The following is a 19,452-nucleotide window of genomic DNA, read 5'->3' on the forward strand; positions in this document are numbered from 1 at the left end:
CAAGAATGCTTGAGTTCATCACAGGCTCAGCTCCAGATGGATCATCCAGCCGTCGCGTTCCTGGTAGAGGTTGCCCCCCAGGGATTGCTGGTACTCGGTGGAGACGCTCAGCTTGCGGCGAAAGGCGTTGTAGTGATCCTCGTCGTACCACAACTCCCAGCGCAGTCCTGCGGCGAGGCGTACATCCTCGTCCCAGCCGGTGGTGTCGTGGCTGGTGGCCTGGAAACTGGCGTAGGGCATCAGCGTCTGGGCCGAAGGGGTCGGCAGCTTGAAGGTGCGGCCCTGGCGGTAGCGGCCGAACAGCTGTACATCGCCACGTTGGGTCCACCAGGCGGCGTCGAGATAGAGCGAGCGCTCATTCCACTGCTCCTGGCTTACGCGCCATTCGCTGCTGTGATCGCCCTGATCCAGAAAGGAGCCGGTGGCCCTCAGCAGCAGATTGTAGTCGGTGTGCTCGCCATCGTTTTTCTGGGACTCGGCGAACATCTCGGCGTACAGGTTCAGGTTGTGACGGGCCAACGGCTTGGCCCGCAGTCCCAGGCCCAGGGAGCGTCCTCGCCCGTAGTCGTCACGATCATCGCCGCCGATGATGGCCCTCATGTAGCCGGCCAGCTCCCGCCCCTGGTGGATCGGGTCGTGGCCAAGCGCGTGGTCCCATTGAACCACCTGGGTGTTGATATCGTGGCCGCTATCTTCGTCGTTATCGTGGTTCGATGAGTCACTGCGTATCCCCGGCGTCGGGCTGGTTGGCGACCAGCTGCTGGTCAGCGTGATCCGGTCGCGCCGCGTCAGTGTCTCGTGGGTCCTTCGCAGCCGGTAGCGGCGCTCGGCCATGGCCTCGAGGCTGTCCTCGCCTACCGCCAGGTCGAAGGGCTGCAGGTCGATGGCGTCCTCGATGCGCGTCATGGAGCGGGCGTTGTCGCCAATGGTGCTGTAGAGGTTCCCCAGGGTGGCGGCGCTGACGTAGTCCTCTGGATAGGCCTGGCGGGCGCGCTCCAGCAGCGCAATGGCCTCTGACCGAGCACCTGCTTCCTCCGTTGCAGCGAGCGTCAGTCCCAGCTCCCGGGCAAGTCTTGGCGAGTCCGGCGAGGTCGCCTGGGCCTGGGTCAGCCAGCGTCGAGAGAGGGTTGGGTTGCCTGCCTGACGGGCCACTTGGCTCGCGCCTTCCAAGACGGCGGTGTCGGTCTTGGGCTTTCCGCCGGTGGATGCCACTGCGACTCTGGCCAGTGCCATGGCGCCGGCGGCGTCGTGGCGGGCCAGGGCGATGCGCGCGCCGAGCAGCCTCGCCTCAGGGCTGTCGCTATCCTTGGGCCACCAGCGCCAGGCGCCCTCGGTGTCGCCACTTGCCAGGGCACTGCGCGCGCCGGCCAGGCGATCTGTCAGGTCGAGTTCTCCGTCGCAGGGGCCGTCGCGTTCGAACGCTCGCCACTGACGCCAGGCGGCGTCGGGGTCGCCGGCGGCAAACAGCGCGAAGGCCAGTCGCTTGCGAGCCTGGATCTCTGGTTGCGTCATTGCCGCCGTCACCGCGTCATCTTCCGGCTGGCGCTGGGTGAGCTGTGTCAGCGCCCTCTGGAAATAGCCAGCGGCCTGGGCGGGTCTGTCTCGCGAGCAGATCCCGAGGGCGGCCCAGGGGGGCATGCTGGCGTCGGCCACGCTGCGAACGACAGTGCAACGATCGTGGCGGGCAAGCTGTTCGAGCAGGTTGGTGCGCTCGGTATCGGCCAGTCGGGGCTGGCGTACCAGCGCCTCCAGCGTCGCGTCGGTGACGCCGGCATTGTCGTCGGCGTAAAGCTGGGCCAGTCGCGCCAGTGAGGTCGCCGATAGCCGCTCGGGGGCAAGCTTGAAGGCTTGCTCCAGCAGTCGCCGGGCCGCCTGGGGCCGCTGTGATGCCAGATACAGATAGCTTGCCTGCTCAAGCGAGCCGGAATCGCCGGTCAGATGATAGTGCTGCTGCCATAGCTCGGCGGCCTCGGGGCGTCCCAGCCGCTGGGTCAACTCGGCGCGCTCGCGCAGGATCGCCGGCGTCTGTGGCTGACGTGTCAGCAGGCGCAGCGCCTTGTCATCCAGCCCGTCGGCGCGATAGCGATCCAGCAGCACCCGATCGCGTCGCTGGTGCCAGGCCTCCGGCAGTTCCGTGGTTTCCAGCAGTTCGAGGGCATCGAGACGATCGGCGAGTATCAGCCAGCTTTGCGGATCTTCCTTCGCGTCGCACTCGGTGAAGGTGCTCAAGGCCTCGGGGTCGCCATGATCGCTGAGCCAGCTCACCAGCGTCAGGCAATCCGTGTCCTGGCGGCTGGCCATCTGGCGGACCCTGTCGGTGTCGCCCACTGCCAGCGAGGTCTGCAGCAGCTTGCGGGTGTCGCTGGCGTCCAGCTGATCCGACTGCTCCAGGGTGGCCAGCCAGCGCTGGGCGATCCCGGAGTAGCCCAGGGCGATGGCGCGATCGGCGCCTGCGCGCAGCACGAAATGGCGGACGTCGCCCTCGGGAAGCCTGGCGATCAAGGCATTGATGCCGCGTGCATCATCGGTCTGAATCATGGCGATCGACAGGCGTCGCCAGTCGTCGTCGTTCAGCGTATCTTCCATGGCGTGGGGCACCAGCGCATCGATCACGCCGTTCCAGTCCTGGATCTGCTCGGCCAGGGCGGCACGGTAGCGGTCCCGTGCCAGGGCGTCCTGCCGGGCGGGCACCGTAGCAAGCCATTCCAGTGCTGCCCGGGCGCCGCGGGTTGCGCGCAAATAGTTGGCCTGGGCGCTCCACAGGGCCTCCCGGGCGCTGCCCGACGTTTCGCTGAGCCATAGCGTCAACTCGCCCTCGCTGGCGTGGCCGTCGGCGATCCAGGCCTGGCGCAGGGCATTGATCTGGACCGCCGCCACGTTGGCGTCCAGCGCCCCCAGCGCCGCCATGGCGCCATCCAGATTGCCCTGCTTCGCCAGTGCCTGGGCCAGCAGGCGATAGGCCTCGACGTTCTCGGGCACCTGACTGATCAGGTGCTCCATCAGCTGCTGGACTTGCGCCCAGTCGCGTTGTTCTGCTGCCCGGTAGGCCTTGTCGAGATAAGGGTAGCTGTGAAACTCCTCGAACTGGCTCAGCCCCCAGGCCGGTGGCTGAGCCAGCAGCTGAGCCAGCGACACGGCGATCAGCAGCGATATCGCCCTGGCCTTCATACCGCCACATCCTCGAGACTGCGGGCCGCCTGTCGGCGGTGGTCCGCCTGGAGCGCGAGTGCTCGCTCAAGGTCGTTCGATTCGATCATCCCGCGCGCGACAAGGAAGTCGCCCAGACAACCCTGTTCAGGATCGAAGTCGATCATCGCCTGGCCGAACAGGGCGGGTGTGATAAGCCCTTGCTCCAGCAACAGTTCTCCGAGCAGGTACTGGTGAGCGCAGTAACCATCGAGGCGTGCGGCGTCGGCGTCTGCATCCAGCTCAAGCAGCCGGTCCCGGTCGACGTCGCCAAGCTCTCCCAGGTACCAGTGGCGCAGGCCAAGGGTGACGCGTCCGAGCGGGACCAGACGCTGCTCGACAGGACGCTTGATGCGCCGGCCAATGGCGCCGATGGCGACCGGACTCAAGGCGGTCTCGGTGGCGATGATCAGGCTGTCGCCGCTCTCGCCGATGGGCAGCGTGGCGTAGCGCAGGGCGACATGCCGGGGCAGGGCGTCGATCAGCGCGGGCGACAGCACCAGCGGATGGATCTCGACGCTGGCGATGCCCCGCCGTCTGGCTTCAAGCCTGGCCAGCGTCGCACCGGACACCAGGTCTCGTGCAATCAGCTCCCTGGGTAGCCGACGTGCTCCGACTTCAACACCTATGCGCTCGATATCGCTCGCGGTGACAACGCCATCCTCGATCAACAGGGCTTCGAGAGAGACTTGCACGGCGTCGTCGAGCTGGGGGAAGTCGTGGGTGGTCTTGTCCCAGGCGAAGGTGCGGTGACGCGCCCGGGTGAAGAACAGCTTCCAGGCCCGCACGTTGGCCAGAAAGTTGACCAGATTGCTCCACAGCATGCGTGGAAAGGACAGCAGGCCCTGACGCCAGCCGTAGTAGATCTTGACGAAGTAGAAGCGCTGGAAGGCCCTGTTGACCAGCAGCAGACCATTGATGGTGAGCAGGGTCTCCAGCAGCCAGCCACCGAGGATCGACTGGAAGTGCCAGGCCTGTGGCGACAGCACGGCGTACAGCCAAAGCCCTGCCAAGATCAGCATCAGCAGGGTGGCGACCAGCGCCAGGGGGTAGGCCACCAGGCCACGACGGTCGCGCCACAGAAAGTAGTTGAGACGCCAGTTGGTGCGGCTCCAGCCCAGATGCTGATAACCCTGGAAGACGATACCGGTGATCCAGCGGGACTTCTGCCGAACCACCGCGCCCAGCGCCGTGGGGAAGTGCTCGCGCACACAGATCACCTTGCTGTCACGCATCGACAGGCCGTGGGCGTGTTCGCGCCGAGGCGACAGCTCGTCGCGCTCGACGCTGTAGCGCACGAAGACACAGGAAAGCCCGCTCTCGTGCAGGCGAAAGCCGATATCGTAGTCTTCGGTCAAACTCCAGATGTCGAAGGTGATGCCGTCATTGAGCTCTCTCAAGTGGGCCAGCGCACGACGACTGAAGCAGGTGCCGACCCCGGCGCTGGGCACCTGGCCGCACATGGCCTCGCGAATCAGCACGTCCTTGCCGTGGTACTCGGAGAACTCGTCGATGTAGTGGCCGCCGGAGAGCTGATACCAGCGTGGTCGGAAGGGGTAGACCGGGACCTGGATCAGGTCCTTGTCCGGCAGCAGATAGTTGTAGAGCCTAAGCTCCATCGGCGAAATGACGTCTTCGGCGTCATGCAGGATGCAGCCGGCAAACTCGATCCCGGCGGCCTTCTCGAAGCGCGCGATGGCCTCGATGATGTTGTTCAGGCAGTCGGCCTTGCTGGTCGGGCCGGGGCGTACCGTGACCACCTTGTGCACGTTGCTGAAGCTCTGGCAGACCGCATCTACCTCGGCCTGGGTCTCGGGGTCGTTAGGGTAGGTGCCGACGAAGATCTGATAGTTCTCGTAGTCCATGGTACTGGCCATCAGCTGGGCCATCTGGCCGACCACGCCGACTTCCTGCCAGGCCGGCACCATGACCGCCAGCGGTTTCTCCCGGGCCTGATAGAGACGCTCCTCGTTGGCCCTGGGGTTATCGCGATAGATCGACCAGTAGCGCCAGCTACGCCGGCTCCAGTAGATCAGATCGAGAAACAGATCATCGATGCCCATGGCCAGCATCAGCAGGCACAGCGTTATGGCGACGTACTTCAGGGCGAACAGCACATGGATGGTGGCGTCGACCAGCCACAGTGACAGCTCGGGGGATAACTCAGGCATCGCCGGCCTCGAGTGTCTCGACGGCGCGGACAAGCCAATCGTTGAGGTCTTCGATGATCTGCCTGGCGGCGTCGCCGCTACCGTAGGGATTGGGGATCGCGGCCATGCGCCGGCGCGCCTTTTCATCGTCGAGCAGGCGCGCCGAGGCGGCCACGATGGCGTCGCTGTCACTGCCGGTGAGGATGACGGTACCGGCGCTCAGGGCATCGCATCGCTCGGTGTGCTCGCGCATTACCAGCACCGGCACACCGAGAGCGGGAGCCTCCTCCTGGATGCCGCCGGAGTCGGTAAGGATCAGACAGGCGCGGCCCATCAGCCAGACGAAGTCGCGGTAGTCCTGGGGGGGCACCAGCAGCACGTTTGGGATGCCCGCCAGGGCGTGTTCGACGACGTCCTTGATCGCCGGGTTGAGATGGACCGGGTAGACCAGGTCGACGTCCTGGTAGCGAGCGGCGAGTGCGGCGATGGCGGTGCAGATGGTACGGATGCCATCGCCGTGGTTTTCCCTGCGGTGGCCGGTGATCAGCACCAGCCTGGCGTCGTCGCGCAGCGCGGCAAGCGGTGAGGGGGCTGCCGGGCGATAGCCTTGGCGGCCGAGGCGGTCTTTCATCCAGGCCAGGGCGTCGATGACGGTATTGCCGGTCACCAGGATGGAATCCGGCGCCACCTGCTCACGCAGCAGATTGTGACGCGCCGACGCGGTGGGGGCGTAGTGGCGCTGGGCGATACGCGCCACCATGCTGCGGTACGCCTCCTCCGGCCAGGGCGACGCGATATTGCCGGTGCGCAGCCCGGCTTCCACGTGAGCCACCGGGACCCGCCGGTGGAAGGCCGCGAGGCTCGCGGCAAAGCAGGTAGCGGTATCACCATGGACCATCACCAGGTCGGGGGCCACCCGGGACATGTCTTGGTCGAGTGCCTGGATCATGGCCTGCATTAGACCGTTGAGGGTCTGCGCTGGTCTCATCACCGCCAGATTGCTGTCCGGCGTGAGGTCGAACAGCGACAGTGCCTGGAACAGCATCTCGTCGTGCTGGCCGCTGGCACACAGATGCAGTGACAGTGCCGGGCATGCCTGTATGGCCTGGGCGACCGGGGCCATCTTGATCGCCTCGGGACGGGTTCCAACAACGAGCATGACGACAGGCATGAGACGTCCCATGGGAGCGGAGTAAAGTATTCTTTGATTATCTCAGCATACTTCGGTGCGAACTGGGCGTTATCGCAGTGATCTAGGTCAACAAAAGGATATTTTTTGCCGAAAGCGGCGAGAGGGCGACACCTCGTAAGGGAGAGGCGGAGCGACTCTTGGGAGAGAGGGTAGCGGCGAGCCTGGAGAGAGGGTGGCGGCGAGCGTGGAGAGAGGGTAGCGGCGAGCCTGGAGAGAGGGCGGCGGCGAGCCTGGGGAGAGAGGGTAGCGGCGAGCCTGGAAAGAGAGCGGCGCCGGGAATCGAATCCCGGGACGACCCAGCCAGCAAGTCAGCCGGTTTTGCAATGCACAAGGAAGTCGAGCACCTTGTGCTCGCTCATCTCGCAGGGCTTCAGTTGCCACCCACGAGCGGTCAGGTAGCCATTGAGACTGACCATATCGTTGCCGCCCAACTCCCGCGCGAACACCTTGAGCGAGCGCCCTCGGTTGAAGGTGCGTCGGGTCATGGCGTAGCGGCGTCCCCGGTAGTGCACCTCGCTGTAGCCCTCGGGCACACCTTCGAGCAAGAGCGCCAGGTCGTCGGGCGTCAGCTTGTCGGCTGTCAGATCGTCAGCAGCGGGATCTGAAGCCGGCTGCGGCCTGGCATCGGGCAAGTCTGGATGGGCCTTTGATGCTGCCGGATTTCCAGTGGATGCTTGCGACATGGCATAGACCTCCGGGGCAATTGCTGCGGCGGCGAAGGGGCCGAGCGGTTATGCTGAGTCTACCCAAGTTTTCCCAGGCCAAGGAGGGATGCCCTGTGGCTGGAAGTAGTCTGTTAACCCTGATCGACGACATCGCCACCCTGCTCGACGATGTCTCGGTGATGACCAAGGTGGCGGCCAAGAAGACCGCCGGTGTTCTCGGCGACGATCTGGCGCTCAACGCCCAGCAGGTCACCGGCGTGGCGGCGGATCGCGAGCTGCCGGTGGTGTGGGCGGTGGCCAAGGGGTCGCTGTTCAACAAGTGTTTCCTGATTCCCGGCGCGCTGTTGATCAGCGCCTTCGTGCCCTGGCTGGTGACGGTACTGCTGATGCTTGGCGGGGCCTTTCTGTGCTTCGAGGGCGCCGAAAAGCTGGCCCACAAGTTCCTGCACAAGGAAGACGCCGAGCAGGAGCGCCAGGCGCGACTGGCGGCGCTGGCCGACGGCGAAACCGACATGAAGGCCTTTGAACGCGGCAAGATCAAGGGCGCCATCCGTACCGACTTCATTCTCTCGGCGGAGATCATTGTCATCGCGCTGGGCACCGTCAGCGCCGCCCCCCTGAGCCAGCAGATCGCGGTGCTGGTGGCGATCGGCCTGCTGATCACCGTGGGTGTCTACGGCCTGGTGGCGGGACTGGTCAAGCTCGACGACCTGGGGCTCTACCTGACGCAGAAGGACGGCGGCCTGGCACAGGCCCTGGGCCGAGGACTGCTCAAGGGCGCACCGCTGTTGATGAAGGGATTGTCGATCTTCGGCACCCTGGCGATGTTCCTGGTCGGCGGTGGCATTCTTGCCCACGGCATCCCGGCGGTCGGGCACTGGATCGAGGGGCTGGCCGAGACCGAGGTAGCCCTTCCCGGCCTCGACGCCATCATGCACGGGCTGGTGCCAATGCTGGGCAATGGTCTGTTCGGCCTGGCCGTGGGTGCTGCCCTGGTGGCCGTCTGGACCGGCATCCAGCGGCTTCGGGGCAAGGGACACTGATCGCGGATAGGTAGACAGGGGCGGAGCGTGCTCCTGGCTTCAAGCAAGAAGGGCGACCCGTGGGTCGCCCTTCTTGTGTGGTGGATGGCCCTTTCCTGGCTTTGCCGATGGCCCTTTCCTGTCTTTACTGATGTGGGGCCTAGCCGGTAGCGCGTCGGCGTGCCGCGACCAGGGTACGCAGGGCGTCCACCGTCAGGAATATCACCAGGCTTACCCCCATTACCGGCATCGCCAGTCCCAGCAGCAGCGCCACCAGCGAAATGAGCGCCAGCACCGACAGCGGCAATTCCAGCAGGGCCTGCCACAGCGTCTGGCTGTCGCGGGTCAGGGCACGGCGGCGCCACCACATGGCGTAGCCCCAGCCGACCATGGTCATGATGCCGATGCCCAGCGTGGCCAGCAGCAGTTGGTTGGGCAGGCCGAAGAGGATGCCCATATGGCCGTCGATGCCCCAGCGGGTGAGCTTGGCCGCAGGCGGGTAGTCGTTGAAGCTCACCTGATCCAGCACCTGGAAGCTTTGCGGATGGATCGCCACCTCGTCCACCTGGGACGGCCAGCTACGGTCGATCTCGCGCACCTTCCAGGCCTGATTGTCGCCGGGCACCAGCAACTCGATCTTGCCGGCGTCGAGGCCTGCCTCACGGGCCTGGCGTTCGACCGCGTCGAAGGCCTCAAGCGACCCCGATACGGTCGGGTGAGCGCCGGGCATGGCGTGGTCGGCGTGTGCGTCGTAGGCGACGTCGTGGGCCTGAAGCGACTGGGACACCCGAGGCGTCCCCCAGCCTGCGGCCTTGAGCATGGTGAAGAAGTTGTCGCCGGCGTACTTCGACCAGGTCATGCCGGTGGCCGACAGGACCAGCAGGCCGACCAGCAGGAACAGCCCCAGCAGACTGTGGCGTCGGCGGGTGCGCAAGCGACGGGCGGTGCGGGTCTGCTTGCCGGGCTGCACTCGGGGCGAGGGGGTGACCGCCCAGATGGCCAGTCCGCCGAGGGCGGCGAGCCACATCCAGGAAGCGGCCAACTCGCTGTAGAGACGGCCGGGATCGCCCTGCATCAGGCTGCGGTGGATCTGGTCGATGATCCGGCGTAGCGGCAGTACCCCACTGGTACCGTAGACAGTCATGTCGCCACGGATTTCGAGGCTTTGCGGGTCGACAAAGATCGCCCGGTGTTCGCCGGCATCAAGGCTTGGGTCTGCGAACATCACCCGGGTGGTGGCGCCGGGTTCGGGGGCCGGGCGCACGGCGCTGGGCAGGGCGGAATCATCGAGATAGTCCTGGGCCGCTGCAATCTGGCGTGACAATGGCCGGGCCAAGGTCGCGGAAGCGCTGTCCGAACCGGTGGTCAGCGCGTCCCGGTACAGTGCCTGCTCCAGTGCCGGGGTCAGCGCATAGAGCGTGCCGGTGAGGGCGGCGAAGAAGATGAAGGGGCCGACCAGCAGGCCGATATAGAAGTGCAGTCGTATCACCAGCGTCTTCAGCGCCGGCGCAACGGGTTTCGCGTGCGTCGTCATGGTCATTCTCTTGAAGGCGGAGTTGCCGACGGCGATGCCGTTCGGTGGCTCTGGAGGCGGTGGCCTCGATGGATCACGACAATGACGCGGGAGGGGCGCGGGGAGTCGGACGCTGGAAGCGCCCGCTGACAACGGGGGGAATGCCTGCAGCACAACGTGCCGGCGGGGCCCGCGGCGCCAGGCTAACCAATACCAGCAACAGCAGGGCCAGCCACGGCACCTGGGCAAACAGTACGCAGTAGCCACAGGCGGCCAGGTGATGATGCCCGGCGTCACCGACCGCCCCCTCGGCGGCAGGCTCGGACGTGCTGCGCCCCTCTACTTCCGCGGCGCTCGGCGTGGGATCATGCTGGGCATGGCCTTGTCCGGTGCCTCGAGCCAGGCCTTGGTGGTGACCATGCCCTTGGTGGTGTTGTCGACCGGCCTCGTCCTCCATCGCCAGGCGCTGGATCTGGCTGATCAGTGGGCCTACGAACAGCATCAGCATGGCCAGCACCGCCAGCAGGCAGACCCGGCGCTGACGGCGGGGTCGGGAGCTCAAGAGACGAGCGGCTGAGGGCATGAAAGAGGCAACCTTAGCGATCGGGAATATGCAGACGGGCCACTATAGTGCAGCGCCTGGCGTTTGCCCACGGTGGAGGCATGCTCTTCCGAGGGACCTGTGCCGGCGGCAATGGGGGCACACGGGTCGATACCACCAGCCAGGGATCTATCGATGAGTGACGGCTACAAAGAGGGCAAAGGGACCGGTGACAGGATCGGCGGCGGGATCGATGAAGCAAGCGGTGAAGGCCTGCAACCGCATCCTGGGCCGGACCGAGAGGCGCCATCGCTTGGCAGCCAACGGCTGGATCGGCCGCTCCATGGGCCGTTGAACCAGTCTCGATGTCAGCCGTTGTCGCTGGGCTATCAGGCGCTGCTGGAGGAGGGACATCTGGTTGCCGATGCCGCCCAGGCCCGGGCGGTCGAGGCGCTGGACGCCTTGCAGCAGGAGCTCGCTGGCGGCGTGACGAGCCGGGGCCTGTACCTCTGGGGGCCGGTGGGTCGTGGCAAGACCTGGCTGATGGATCTGTTCGTCGAATGCAGTCCCGTGACGGTGCGTCGTTGGCACTTTCATCACTTCATGCGCTGGGTGCACCAGCGTCAGTTTTACTGGCGGGGACAGCCCGACCCGCTGGCAAGGCTCGCCGAGGAGCTTTCCGCCGAGGTCGGGGTGCTGTGTCTGGATGAAGTCTTCGTCGAGGACATCGCCGACGCCATGCTGCTGGGCGGGCTGATGCAGCAGCTGTTCGCCAGACGCCTGACGCTGGTGGCCACCTCGAACCAGCCGCCGGCCGAGCTCTATCGCGATGGCTTCAATCGCGAGCGTTTCCTGCCGGCCATCGCCGCGATGCAGGCCCATCTTCAGGTGCTCGAACTGGATGGCGGTCAGGATTATCGCCGCCATCCCGGCGACGTTCACCAGCGCTATTTTGTGCGTAGGGCCGGCGACCCCGGCATCCTGTCCGAGCAGTTTGTTCGGCTGAGCGGCAGGGCGGCGACGCCCCGAACATTGGCGCTTGGCGGCCGCAAGCTGGAGGCCAGAGGCCTCGAAGGCCAGGTACTGTGGTGCGACTTCGCTGCCCTTTGCGAGGCGCCGCTGGCGGCGCTCGACTTTATCGCGCTATGTGATCGCTTCGATACGCTGTTGCTGGGGGAGGTGCCGTGCCTGGCTTCCAGGCCTGATGAGGATGACAGCGACGGCAGAGCCGCGCCGGATCGGCAACCGGGCGCCCCGCGTCCCATCGCTCGTGGCACAGAAGACGCCAGTGAGCGGGTGGCCGCCGGTGATCGCGTACTGCCGCCGCTGGGGGCCAGGGACGACAGCGTGCGTCGCTTTATTGCCCTGGTCGACGAATGCTACGACCGTCGGGTACCGCTGGTGATCGAGGCGTCGGTGGCGATGGAGGAGCTTTATCCCGATGGCTATCTGGCGTTTGCCTTCCGGCGCACCCTGAGCCGGCTTGGCGAAATGCAGCTGGCGCGCTTCGGGCAGCGCCGGTTGCCTTGATCCTTGCGGCGTCAGCCTGGGCGAGGCCGCGATCGGCAGGCGCCGTCGAAAAGTGTCGGCAGGGACAATAACGCTCACAAGTGAACGGCAATAGACGGAAGTGGACAGCAATGGACGAAAATCGACAGATGAACGGGATCACCATCGAGCGCTTGAGCGCCGCTTCGCAACAGCTTGACCAGGTCGCCGACTGGACCTTTGACGCCTGGGGGCACCTGCATCCGGAGGCCGACATCGACGGCTGGCGCCAGGCGGTGGCTCAGATGTGCGGTCCGGCCGGGGTGCCCTCGGTGTTCGTGGCGATGAAGGAGGGACAGGCCCTGGGCACGGCGAGCCTGTCGCCGGATGACATGAGTATTCGCCGGGAACTGTCACCGTGGCTCGCCTCGGTCTACGTGCCGCCCGAACAACGCGGTCAGGGACTCGCCTCCGCGCTGGTAAGGCGGGTCGAGCAGGAGGCTCGCGACCACGGCATCGAATGGCTTCACCTCTACACGCCGGATCAGCAGTCACTGTATCGCCGGCTGGGGTGGGAGGAGCTCGAAGAGCTCGACTATCTGGGTGAGCGGGTCACCATCATGCGGCGGCGGCTGATTGATGGGTGAAGTGAAAAGGTTGGTCGGAGGATGGACTGTGCTCAAACAGTCTTTTTCGGAAGTTATCTGATTGAATTTTATATAAAAACGAAGGTGTGCGGTAGGGTGGGCTAGCCGCTGGGTTTGCCGCAGGCTAGCCTTCGTCAGGAGTATGCCATCTACCTTTATGAGATCGACTGACCCGGAGATCATGCCATGGACAAGCACACCATCGAAGGCAAGTGGAAGGAACTGAGCGGTGCCGCCAAGGAAAAGTGGGGAGAACTCACCGACGACGAGATTCAGCAGGCCGAAGGCAATAAGGAAAAGCTGATCGGCATCATCCAGCAGAAGTTTGGCCTGGCCAGAGAAGAGGTGGAGAAGGAGTTCGACAAGCTCAAGGGTCGGCTCGATCAGTAACGGCGAGTGCCTCGGGCTCTGTCGCCCGTGCGGGTAGGCAGCGTCTTGTACCAGCGGGGAGTCATCGTGACTCCCCGTTGTTCGTTGTGGGCCAGGTCTGGTGTCCTCAGGTGCTCTCACCTTCCAGCAGGGCGAAGCCGACGTCGATCTGGCGTTCGGGGTCACGGCCCTCCAGACGTTCGATGATCTGCGAGGCGGCGAGCCGGCCGATGGCCTCGCGGGGGGAGGAGATGGTGGTCAGACGCGGCATCAGCGAGCGGCCGAAGGGCAGCCCGGTAAACCCGGCGATGGCGATGTCGTCGGGCACTCGCAGGCCCTGGCGCTGTGCGCCCAGCAGGGCGCCGCTGGCCATCACATCGTCGACGAAGTGGATCGCCTCGACGCCCGGGTGGTGGCGACGGACCTCGTCCAGCGCCGTGGCGCCGAGGTCGAAGTGGCTGTCCTGGTGCCACTCCATCAGCGGGGCCGCAAGTCCGGCCTTCTCGAGCCTGGTGCGGTGGCCGGCGTAGCGCTGGGCGGCGCGATAGTTGGACTCGAGCCGGGTGCCGGCGAAGACGATATGACGGTAGCCCCGGGCGATCAGATGATCGGCCATGGCGGCGCCTGCCTTTTCGTGGTCCATGCCGACGTTCATGTCCAGCGCCGGGCCCAGTTCCATGATTTCCACCAGCGGTCGAGGAAAACGTTCCAGCAGCGCGCTTAGCCCCGGCTGGTGGCGCAGGCCGGTGGTCACCAGGGCGGTGGGGGACCAGCCGAGAAAGGTGCGGATCAGCTCTTCTTCGCGCTGCATGCTGTAGTCGGTGTTGCCCAGCAGCATCTGGTAGCCGTGCTGGTCGAACTGTGCCTGCAGCCCCTGGATGACCTCGACGAACACCACATTGGACAGCGACGGCACGATCACCGGGATGAAGCGCGAACTGGCCGAGGCCAGGCTACCAGCCACCATGTTAGGCACGTAGCCAACCTTGGCGATCGCCGCTTCCACCTTGTTGCGGGTGGTCTCGCGTACGCTGTCCGGGCGGTGAATCGCCCGGGACACGGTGATCGAGGAAACTCCAGCCTCACGGGCGACGTCGTCAAGCGTCGGGTTGTCCAGGCCCTTGCGGCGGCGGCGATCACCGCCCTGGGTCTCGTTCATCGGACTCTCCTTGATCGATGGCATCAGAGGGACGCCTGCCTTCCATGGTATGCCGAATGGGGCGCGCTGGCTCGCTCGTTCCGAGGCTGTCCCTGCGTCGCAGGTCAGTGGGGACATGGCCCAGCGCCTCGGCCTCGAGCGGCTGATGCCGAGCGCTTCATGCAGGGCAGCTTGGATCAAGCGCTGCACGCCTCGGGGCACCCATGGTCCCGACACCGGGATCACGGCGGTAGTTAGACATTGGTCGATGCCTATCGCTTTCGTGCTTGTGCAACAAGGGACTCTGGACTAAAAATGTTAGCGCTAACATTTTACAGGGCAGCAGCGCTGATCTTCACCCATCATCGCCGACCGGATTCCCTATCGTCCTGTTATCGGTATTGGTCGCTGGCCTTCGGTGTGCCGGGGACAGATACCGCCTCCCTGCTCCTTCCGTAGATGAAGTCGAAGCAGGCCATACTCTTGTTTGTCGGCCCTGACGGCCTCGTTACCGGAGAGCAGCATGAGCGAATCATCCACGACATCCGCCGGATCCCCTGTCTGTGGCGTGGTGGGACTTGGCGCCATGGGCATGGGCATCGCCCGAAGCCTTCTGCGTGGCGGCCTTGAGGTGATCGGTTGCGACGTTTCCAGCGCCTCCCGTCAGGCCTTCGAGGAAGCCGGTGGCGAGGCGGTGGCGTCGGCCCGCGAGCTGGCGCCGCGCTGTGACGTGGTGCTGCTGGTGGTCGTCAACGCCGATCAGGTCGAGGCGGTGCTGTTTGGAGAAGATGGCCTGGCAGCGACGCTTGCGTCGGGCAGCCTGGTGATCCAGTGCGCCACCGTGGCGCCGAGTTTCGCCGAATCCCTGGGACGCCGACTGGCAGAGGCTGGGCTGATGATGCTCGACGCCCCGATCAGCGGCGGGGCGGCCAAGGCGGCCAGCGGAGAGCTGTCGGTGATGGCCTCCGGGAGTGCCGAGGCCTTCGCCCTGGCCGAGGCACCGCTTGGTGCCATGGCGGCCACGGTCCACCGGCTGGGCGACGTACCGGGGCCTGGCTCCAGCGTCAAGCTGGTCAATCAGCACCTGGCCGGGGTGCATATCGCCGCCGCCGCCGAGGCCATGGCGCTGGGTCTGAAGATGGGCATCGACGGTCGCGCGCTGTACCGGGTGATTACCCAGTCGGCGGGCAATTCGTGGATGTTCGAGAACCGGGTGCCGCACATTCTGGACGGCGACTATCACCCGCTGTCGGCCGTGGACATCTTCGTCAAGGACCTCAACATCGTCCACGACACCGGCCGCGAACTGCGCCTGTCGATGCCAGTGGCGGCCAGCGCCCTGCAGCAGTTTACCGCCGCCAGCGGCATGGGGCTGGGACGCGAAGACGACGCCGCGGTGGTCAAGGTCTACGCCGCCACCGCAGGGATCGCACTGCCCGCGGCCAATGACGACGACGCAGGATAAGGCCGCGACGCAGCCGTGTTCCTCCCCTTTTTTCACCGTATTTGACGAGGACTGACCATGACTCTGGTACTCGGCGCCATCGCCGATGATTTCACCGGCGCCACCGACCTGGCCAACAATCTGGTGCGCTCCGGCATGCGCACCGTGCAGATGCTCGGTGTGCCCACCGGCAAGCCGCTTCCGGAAGGTGTCGACGCCGTGGTCGTCGCGCTCAAGTCGCGTACCTGCCCGGTGGAGGAGGCGCTCGCCGACAGCCTGGCGGCGCTGGACTGGCTGACCGAACAGGGCGCACGGCAGGTCTTCTTCAAGTACTGCTCGACGTTTGATTCCACCGCCGATGGCAATATCGGCCCGGTAGCCGATGCCCTGCTCGAGCGTCTGGGCGGCGATCAGACGGTGATGGTGCCGGCCTTTCCGACCACCGGACGCACGGTCTATCAGGGCCACCTGTTCGTCGGCGATCGTCTGCTCAACGACAGCGGCATGCAGGATCACCCGCTCAATCCGATGACCGACGCCGATCTGGTGCGGGTGCTGGGCGCGCAGACGTCGCATGCGGTGGGGCTTCTGTCCCACTCGGTGATCCGCCAGGGCGCCGAGGCCTGTGCCAGCCACCTCGAACGCCTGGGAGGTGACAAGGTCCGCCACGTCATCTGTGACACCCTGGATGACGCCGACCTTGAGGTGCTGGCTGCGGCCTGCGTCGAGCTGCCCCTGGTCACCGGCGGCTCGGGCCTTGGCCAGGCGCTGCCCGCCGAGTATCGGCGCAAGGGCTGGCTTGAGGCGGTCGACGACGCGGCTCGGCTGGCCTCGGCCCAGGGGCAGGCCCTGGTGCTTTCCGGTAGCTGCTCGCGGGCGACCCTGGCCCAGGTCGAGCACTTCCTCGAGCGCCATCCGGGGATCGCCCTGGACCCGCTGGCGCTGGCCGAGGGTGACGCGCCCATCGCCGAAGCGCTGGACTTCGTGCGTCGCCACTATCGGGACTCGCCGGATGAACCGGTGCTGGTCTACGCCTCGGCTGCACCCGAGCGGGTCAAGGCCGCCCAGCAGCGCCTGGGCGTGGCCAAGGCGGGCGAGCTGGTCGAGCGGGCCCTGGCGACCCTGGCCGCCACCCTGGTGGACGAAGGTGTCGGCAGGTTGCTGGTGGCCGGCGGCGAGACCTCCGGTGCAGTGGTCTCGGCGCTGTCGCTGGACCAGTTGCATATCGGCGGGCAGATCGATGCCGGGGTGCCCTGGACCCAGGCCCGCGTCGGCGGGTCGACCCTGTCGCTGGCGCTCAAGTCCGGCAACTTCGGCGGCGTCGATATCTTCAGCCGCGGCTTTCAGGTGCTCAAGGAGATGAGCCAATGAGTGCACGTGACGTCAATCGTCTGCGCGAGCAGATCGCCACCTATGGCAAGTCATTGTTCGACCGCGGCCTGACCATGGGCTCCAGCGGAAATATCAGTGTGCGTCTGGACGATGGCGGCTGGTTGATGACCCCGACCAACGCCTGCCTGGGACGACTCGATCCGGCCAGCATCTCGACGTTGTCGGCGACGGGGGAATGGCTCGATGGCGACAAGCCGACCAAGGAAAGTTTCCTGCATATGGCGATGTACGCCGAGCGGCCCCAGTCCGAGGCTATCGTCCATCTGCACTCGACCCACTCGGTGGCGGTATCCTGCCTGCCGGATGTGGACCACCACGACTGCATCCCGCCGCTGACCGCCTACTACGTGATGCGCGTCGGCCGCCTGCCGCTGGTGCCCTACCACGTGCCGGGGGACCCCAGCCTTGGCGACGCGGTACGTGGGCTCGCCGGCAAGCACAGCGCGGTGCTGCTGGCCAACCACGGCCCGGTGGTGGCGGGCAAGTCGCTGGAGGCAGCGGTCTACGCCACCGAAGAGCTCGAGGAGACCGCCAAGCTGTTCCTGCTGCTGCGCGGCCAGAATCCTCGTGGGTTGACCCCAGAACAGGTAGAGGAACTCGAAGCACGCTTCCCCCGCGACTGATCTTGGGCTATTGGCGTCGGCAAGGCCTCGATACTGGGCCCCCGACGCGAGGCCCGCACGACAATGACAATCAGGAGAGCGAGATGCCCCGCCTGGCCGCCAACCTCAGCATGATGTTCACCGAACACGCCTTTCTCGACCGCTTTGGTGCCGCCGCCAAGGCGGGCTTTACCGGCGTCGAGTACCTCTTCCCCTACGACTTCGAGGCGCACGAACTGCGTGAGCGGCTCGACCAACATGGGCTGACGCAGGTGCTGTTCAACCTGCCCCCCGGTGACTGGGAGGCTGGCGAGCGAGGCCTTGCCAGCCTGCCGGGGCGCGAGGGGGAGTTCCGCGAGGGGCTCGAGCGTGCGCTCGACTACGCCGCGGCGCTCGACTGTCCGCGCCTGCATGCCATGGCGGGGCTGCTGCCGCAAGGCGCCAGCGAGGCCACCCGAGAGGCCCATCTGGCCACCTACGTCGACAACCTTTCCCATGCCGCCGAGGCCTGTGGCCGGGCCGGGCGCACCCTGTTGATCGAGCCGATCAACGGCCGCGACATGCCGGGCTTCCTGTTGCAGCGCCAGGAGCTTGCCAGGGAAGTAATCCAGCGCGTCGGCTCGCCCCACCTCCGGCTGCAGTTCGACCTGTACCACTGCCAGATCGTCCAGGGCGACCTGATCCGTACCCTGGAAGCCCAGTTCGACGTGGTGGGACACGTGCAGCTCGCCGGGGTCCCGGAGCGCCATGAACCGGACCAGGGCGAGGTGAACTTTGGCCCGGTGCTCGAGCGTCTCGACGCCCTTGGCTATGACGGCTGGGTCGGCTGTGAATATCGTCCCGCAGGTGACACCGTCGATGGCCTGGGCTGGGCGCGCGCCCATGGCGTTGTTGCCAGCTAACTCGTCACTGGATAAAGCGGGCCATCGTCACCAACGGAGGAGGGCTTCCATGCATATCTTGATTACTGGTGCCTCTGGTGTATCGCTGGGGCAGCGCCCGGCGTGGGCCATCGTCCCCAAAGGAGGAGAACACCCATGCATATCTTGATTACTGGTGCAGCCGGCTTCCTTGGCCAACGTCTGGTTCAGGCGCTGCTGGCCAAGGGCGAGGTCAACGGCCAGCCGCTTTCACGCCTGACCCTGGTCGACCAGAGCACGCCGCCTCACCCGCAGGACTCAGGCCAGGTGGCGGTGACGTCCACCGCTCGGGATCTTACCGAAGAGGGAGCCTGGGACGCCCTGCTGGATGGCGCCCCGGACGTGATCTACCACCTGGCGGCGGTGGTCAGTTCTGCCGCCGAGGCCGATCTGGAGCTGGGGCTTGCGGTCAACTTCGACGCCACCCGGGCGCTGCTCGACGGCTGCCGCCAGCGCGGCCTGGCCACGACCCGGGTGATCATGGCCAGCTCGGTGGCGGTGTACGGCGGCGAGTTGCCCGAGGTGCTCGACGACATGACCGCGCTGCGGCCCCAGAGCTCCTACGGCAGCCAGAAGGCCATGTGCGAGTTGTTGATCAACGACTACAGTCGACGGGGCCTGATCGACGGTCTGGTGCTGCGCCTGCCGACCATCGTCATTCGGCCAGGCCGGCCCAACGCCGCGGCCTCGAGCTTTGCCTCCAGCATCCTGCGTGAGCCCCTGAACGGCGAGGCCGCGGTGTGCCCGGTGCCCACCGAGCTCGAACTGTTCGTGATGTCGCCTGGCAAGGTGGTTCAGGCGCTGGTCCACGGCGCCGAAGTCGCCGCCGATGCCCTGGGTGACTTCCGCGCCTTCATGCTGCCGGGTATCAGCGTGAACGTGGCGGCCATGCTCGACGCGCTGGAGCGTCAGGGTGGCGCTCAGGCGCGGGAGCTGGTGAGTTTCGAGCCGGATGAGCGTATCCGCGCCATCGTCGAGAGCTGGCCTGGGCGCTTTCGTACCGACAAGGCTGAGGCCCTTGGCTTTGTCGGTGACAGCGACTTCGATGCCATCGTCGCGGCCTTTGTCGAGGATCAGGCGACGGGCTAGCGCTAGCGGTGGGGAATCGAGGCTGAAGGCGGTTGCCCAAGGGCTGGCGCGGGTGCTTGGCGCGAGTCCTTGGCGCGGGGCCTTGGCGAGAGTC

16 protein-coding genes are annotated in these 19,452 nt (G+C 66.0%); 9 read left to right on the forward strand and 7 right to left on the reverse strand.

What is annotated here, in order from left to right; translation table 11 throughout:
• Nucleotides 1–18 precede the first annotated feature (18 nt).
• The 4 genes from NFG58_RS03200 to NFG58_RS03215 all read right to left on the reverse strand — a co-directional run bounded on the left by NFG58_RS03200 (nt 19) and on the right by NFG58_RS03215 (nt 7,211).
• Nucleotides 19–3,168: a tetratricopeptide repeat protein gene (locus NFG58_RS03200; protein ID WP_348827589.1), complete on the reverse strand. Its 3,150-nt coding sequence runs from the start codon at nt 3,166–3,168 to the stop codon at nt 19–21.
• The gene (locus NFG58_RS03205; RefSeq protein WP_348827590.1) at nt 3,165–5,357 is read right to left on the reverse strand and encodes a glycosyl transferase family protein; all 2,193 of its coding nucleotides are present in this window, start codon (nt 5,355–5,357) and stop codon (nt 3,165–3,167) included. Before NFG58_RS03205 ends, NFG58_RS03200 begins: the two co-directional genes overlap by 4 nt.
• Nucleotides 5,350–6,519: a UDP-N-acetylglucosamine 2-epimerase (non-hydrolyzing) gene (gene wecB, locus NFG58_RS03210; protein ID WP_348827591.1), complete on the reverse strand. Its 1,170-nt coding sequence runs from the start codon at nt 6,517–6,519 to the stop codon at nt 5,350–5,352. Before wecB ends, NFG58_RS03205 begins: the two co-directional genes overlap by 8 nt.
• A gap of 317 nt (nt 6,520–6,836) precedes the next feature.
• Complete coding sequence (locus NFG58_RS03215; RefSeq protein ID WP_348827592.1) at nt 6,837–7,211, reverse strand: hypothetical protein; 375 nt, start codon at nt 7,209–7,211, stop codon at nt 6,837–6,839.
• Between the two features lie 95 nt (nt 7,212–7,306).
• Here NFG58_RS03215 and NFG58_RS03220 point away from each other — a divergent pair, with 95 nt between their 5' ends.
• A complete protein-coding gene (locus NFG58_RS03220; RefSeq protein ID WP_348827593.1) occupies nt 7,307–8,236 on the forward strand; it encodes a DUF808 domain-containing protein in 930 nt (309 codons plus the stop codon).
• A gap of 139 nt (nt 8,237–8,375) precedes the next feature.
• Here the strand turns inward: NFG58_RS03220 and NFG58_RS03225 are convergent, their stop codons facing one another.
• On the reverse strand, nt 8,376–9,749 hold the full coding sequence (locus NFG58_RS03225) for a PepSY domain-containing protein (RefSeq protein WP_348827594.1): 1,374 nt from the start codon (nt 9,747–9,749) through the stop codon (nt 8,376–8,378).
• A 73-nt stretch (nt 9,750–9,822) separates the two neighbouring features.
• On the reverse strand, nt 9,823–10,311 hold the full coding sequence (locus NFG58_RS03230) for a DUF2946 family protein (RefSeq protein ID WP_348827595.1): 489 nt from the start codon (nt 10,309–10,311) through the stop codon (nt 9,823–9,825).
• A 153-nt stretch (nt 10,312–10,464) separates the two neighbouring features.
• Between NFG58_RS03230 and zapE the strand changes: the two genes are divergently transcribed.
• The 3 genes from zapE to NFG58_RS03245 all read left to right on the forward strand — a co-directional run bounded on the left by zapE (nt 10,465) and on the right by NFG58_RS03245 (nt 12,794).
• Nucleotides 10,465–11,799 carry a cell division protein ZapE gene (gene zapE, locus NFG58_RS03235; protein WP_348827596.1) on the forward strand — a complete coding sequence of 445 codons (1,335 nt, stop codon included), beginning with the start codon at nt 10,465–10,467 and terminating at the stop codon, nt 11,797–11,799.
• A 110-nt stretch (nt 11,800–11,909) separates the two neighbouring features.
• Nucleotides 11,910–12,404: a GNAT family N-acetyltransferase gene (locus NFG58_RS03240; RefSeq protein WP_231498438.1), complete on the forward strand. Its 495-nt coding sequence runs from the start codon at nt 11,910–11,912 to the stop codon at nt 12,402–12,404.
• Nucleotides 12,405–12,590: 186 nt separating this feature from the next.
• Nucleotides 12,591–12,794, forward strand: a complete 204-nt coding sequence (locus tag NFG58_RS03245) for a CsbD family protein (RefSeq protein ID WP_045990910.1) — start codon at nt 12,591–12,593, stop codon at nt 12,792–12,794.
• 106 nt (nt 12,795–12,900) lie between these two features.
• Here the strand turns inward: NFG58_RS03245 and NFG58_RS03250 are convergent, their stop codons facing one another.
• The gene (locus NFG58_RS03250) at nt 12,901–13,932 is read right to left on the reverse strand and encodes a LacI family DNA-binding transcriptional regulator (RefSeq protein WP_348827597.1); all 1,032 of its coding nucleotides are present in this window, start codon (nt 13,930–13,932) and stop codon (nt 12,901–12,903) included.
• Nucleotides 13,933–14,434: 502 nt separating this feature from the next.
• Between NFG58_RS03250 and ltnD the strand changes: the two genes are divergently transcribed.
• The 5 genes from ltnD to denD all read left to right on the forward strand — a co-directional run bounded on the left by ltnD (nt 14,435) and on the right by denD (nt 19,358).
• Entirely contained in the window at nt 14,435–15,376 is a 942-nt protein-coding gene (gene ltnD / locus NFG58_RS03255; protein ID WP_124802843.1) for an L-threonate dehydrogenase, read from the forward strand.
• Nucleotides 15,377–15,433: 57 nt separating this feature from the next.
• Nucleotides 15,434–16,726 (forward strand): 3-oxo-tetronate kinase, encoded by a 1,293-nt coding sequence (gene otnK, locus NFG58_RS03260; protein ID WP_348827598.1) that lies wholly within the window; start codon nt 15,434–15,436, stop codon nt 16,724–16,726.
• Nucleotides 16,723–17,370, forward strand: a complete 648-nt coding sequence (gene otnC / locus NFG58_RS03265) for a 3-oxo-tetronate 4-phosphate decarboxylase (RefSeq protein ID WP_045990915.1) — start codon at nt 16,723–16,725, stop codon at nt 17,368–17,370. Before otnK ends, otnC begins: the two co-directional genes overlap by 4 nt.
• An 83-nt stretch (nt 17,371–17,453) precedes the next feature.
• Nucleotides 17,454–18,251 carry a 2-oxo-tetronate isomerase gene (otnI, locus tag NFG58_RS03270; RefSeq protein WP_348827599.1) on the forward strand — a complete coding sequence of 266 codons (798 nt, stop codon included), beginning with the start codon at nt 17,454–17,456 and terminating at the stop codon, nt 18,249–18,251.
• A 135-nt stretch (nt 18,252–18,386) separates the two neighbouring features.
• Nucleotides 18,387–19,358: a D-erythronate dehydrogenase gene (denD, locus tag NFG58_RS03275; protein WP_348827600.1), complete on the forward strand. Its 972-nt coding sequence runs from the start codon at nt 18,387–18,389 to the stop codon at nt 19,356–19,358.
• Nucleotides 19,359–19,452 lie beyond the last annotated feature (94 nt).

This window comes from Halomonas sp. RT37 (assembly GCF_040070525.1).
Classification (GTDB): Bacteria; Pseudomonadota; Gammaproteobacteria; order Pseudomonadales; family Halomonadaceae; genus Halomonas; species Halomonas litopenaei.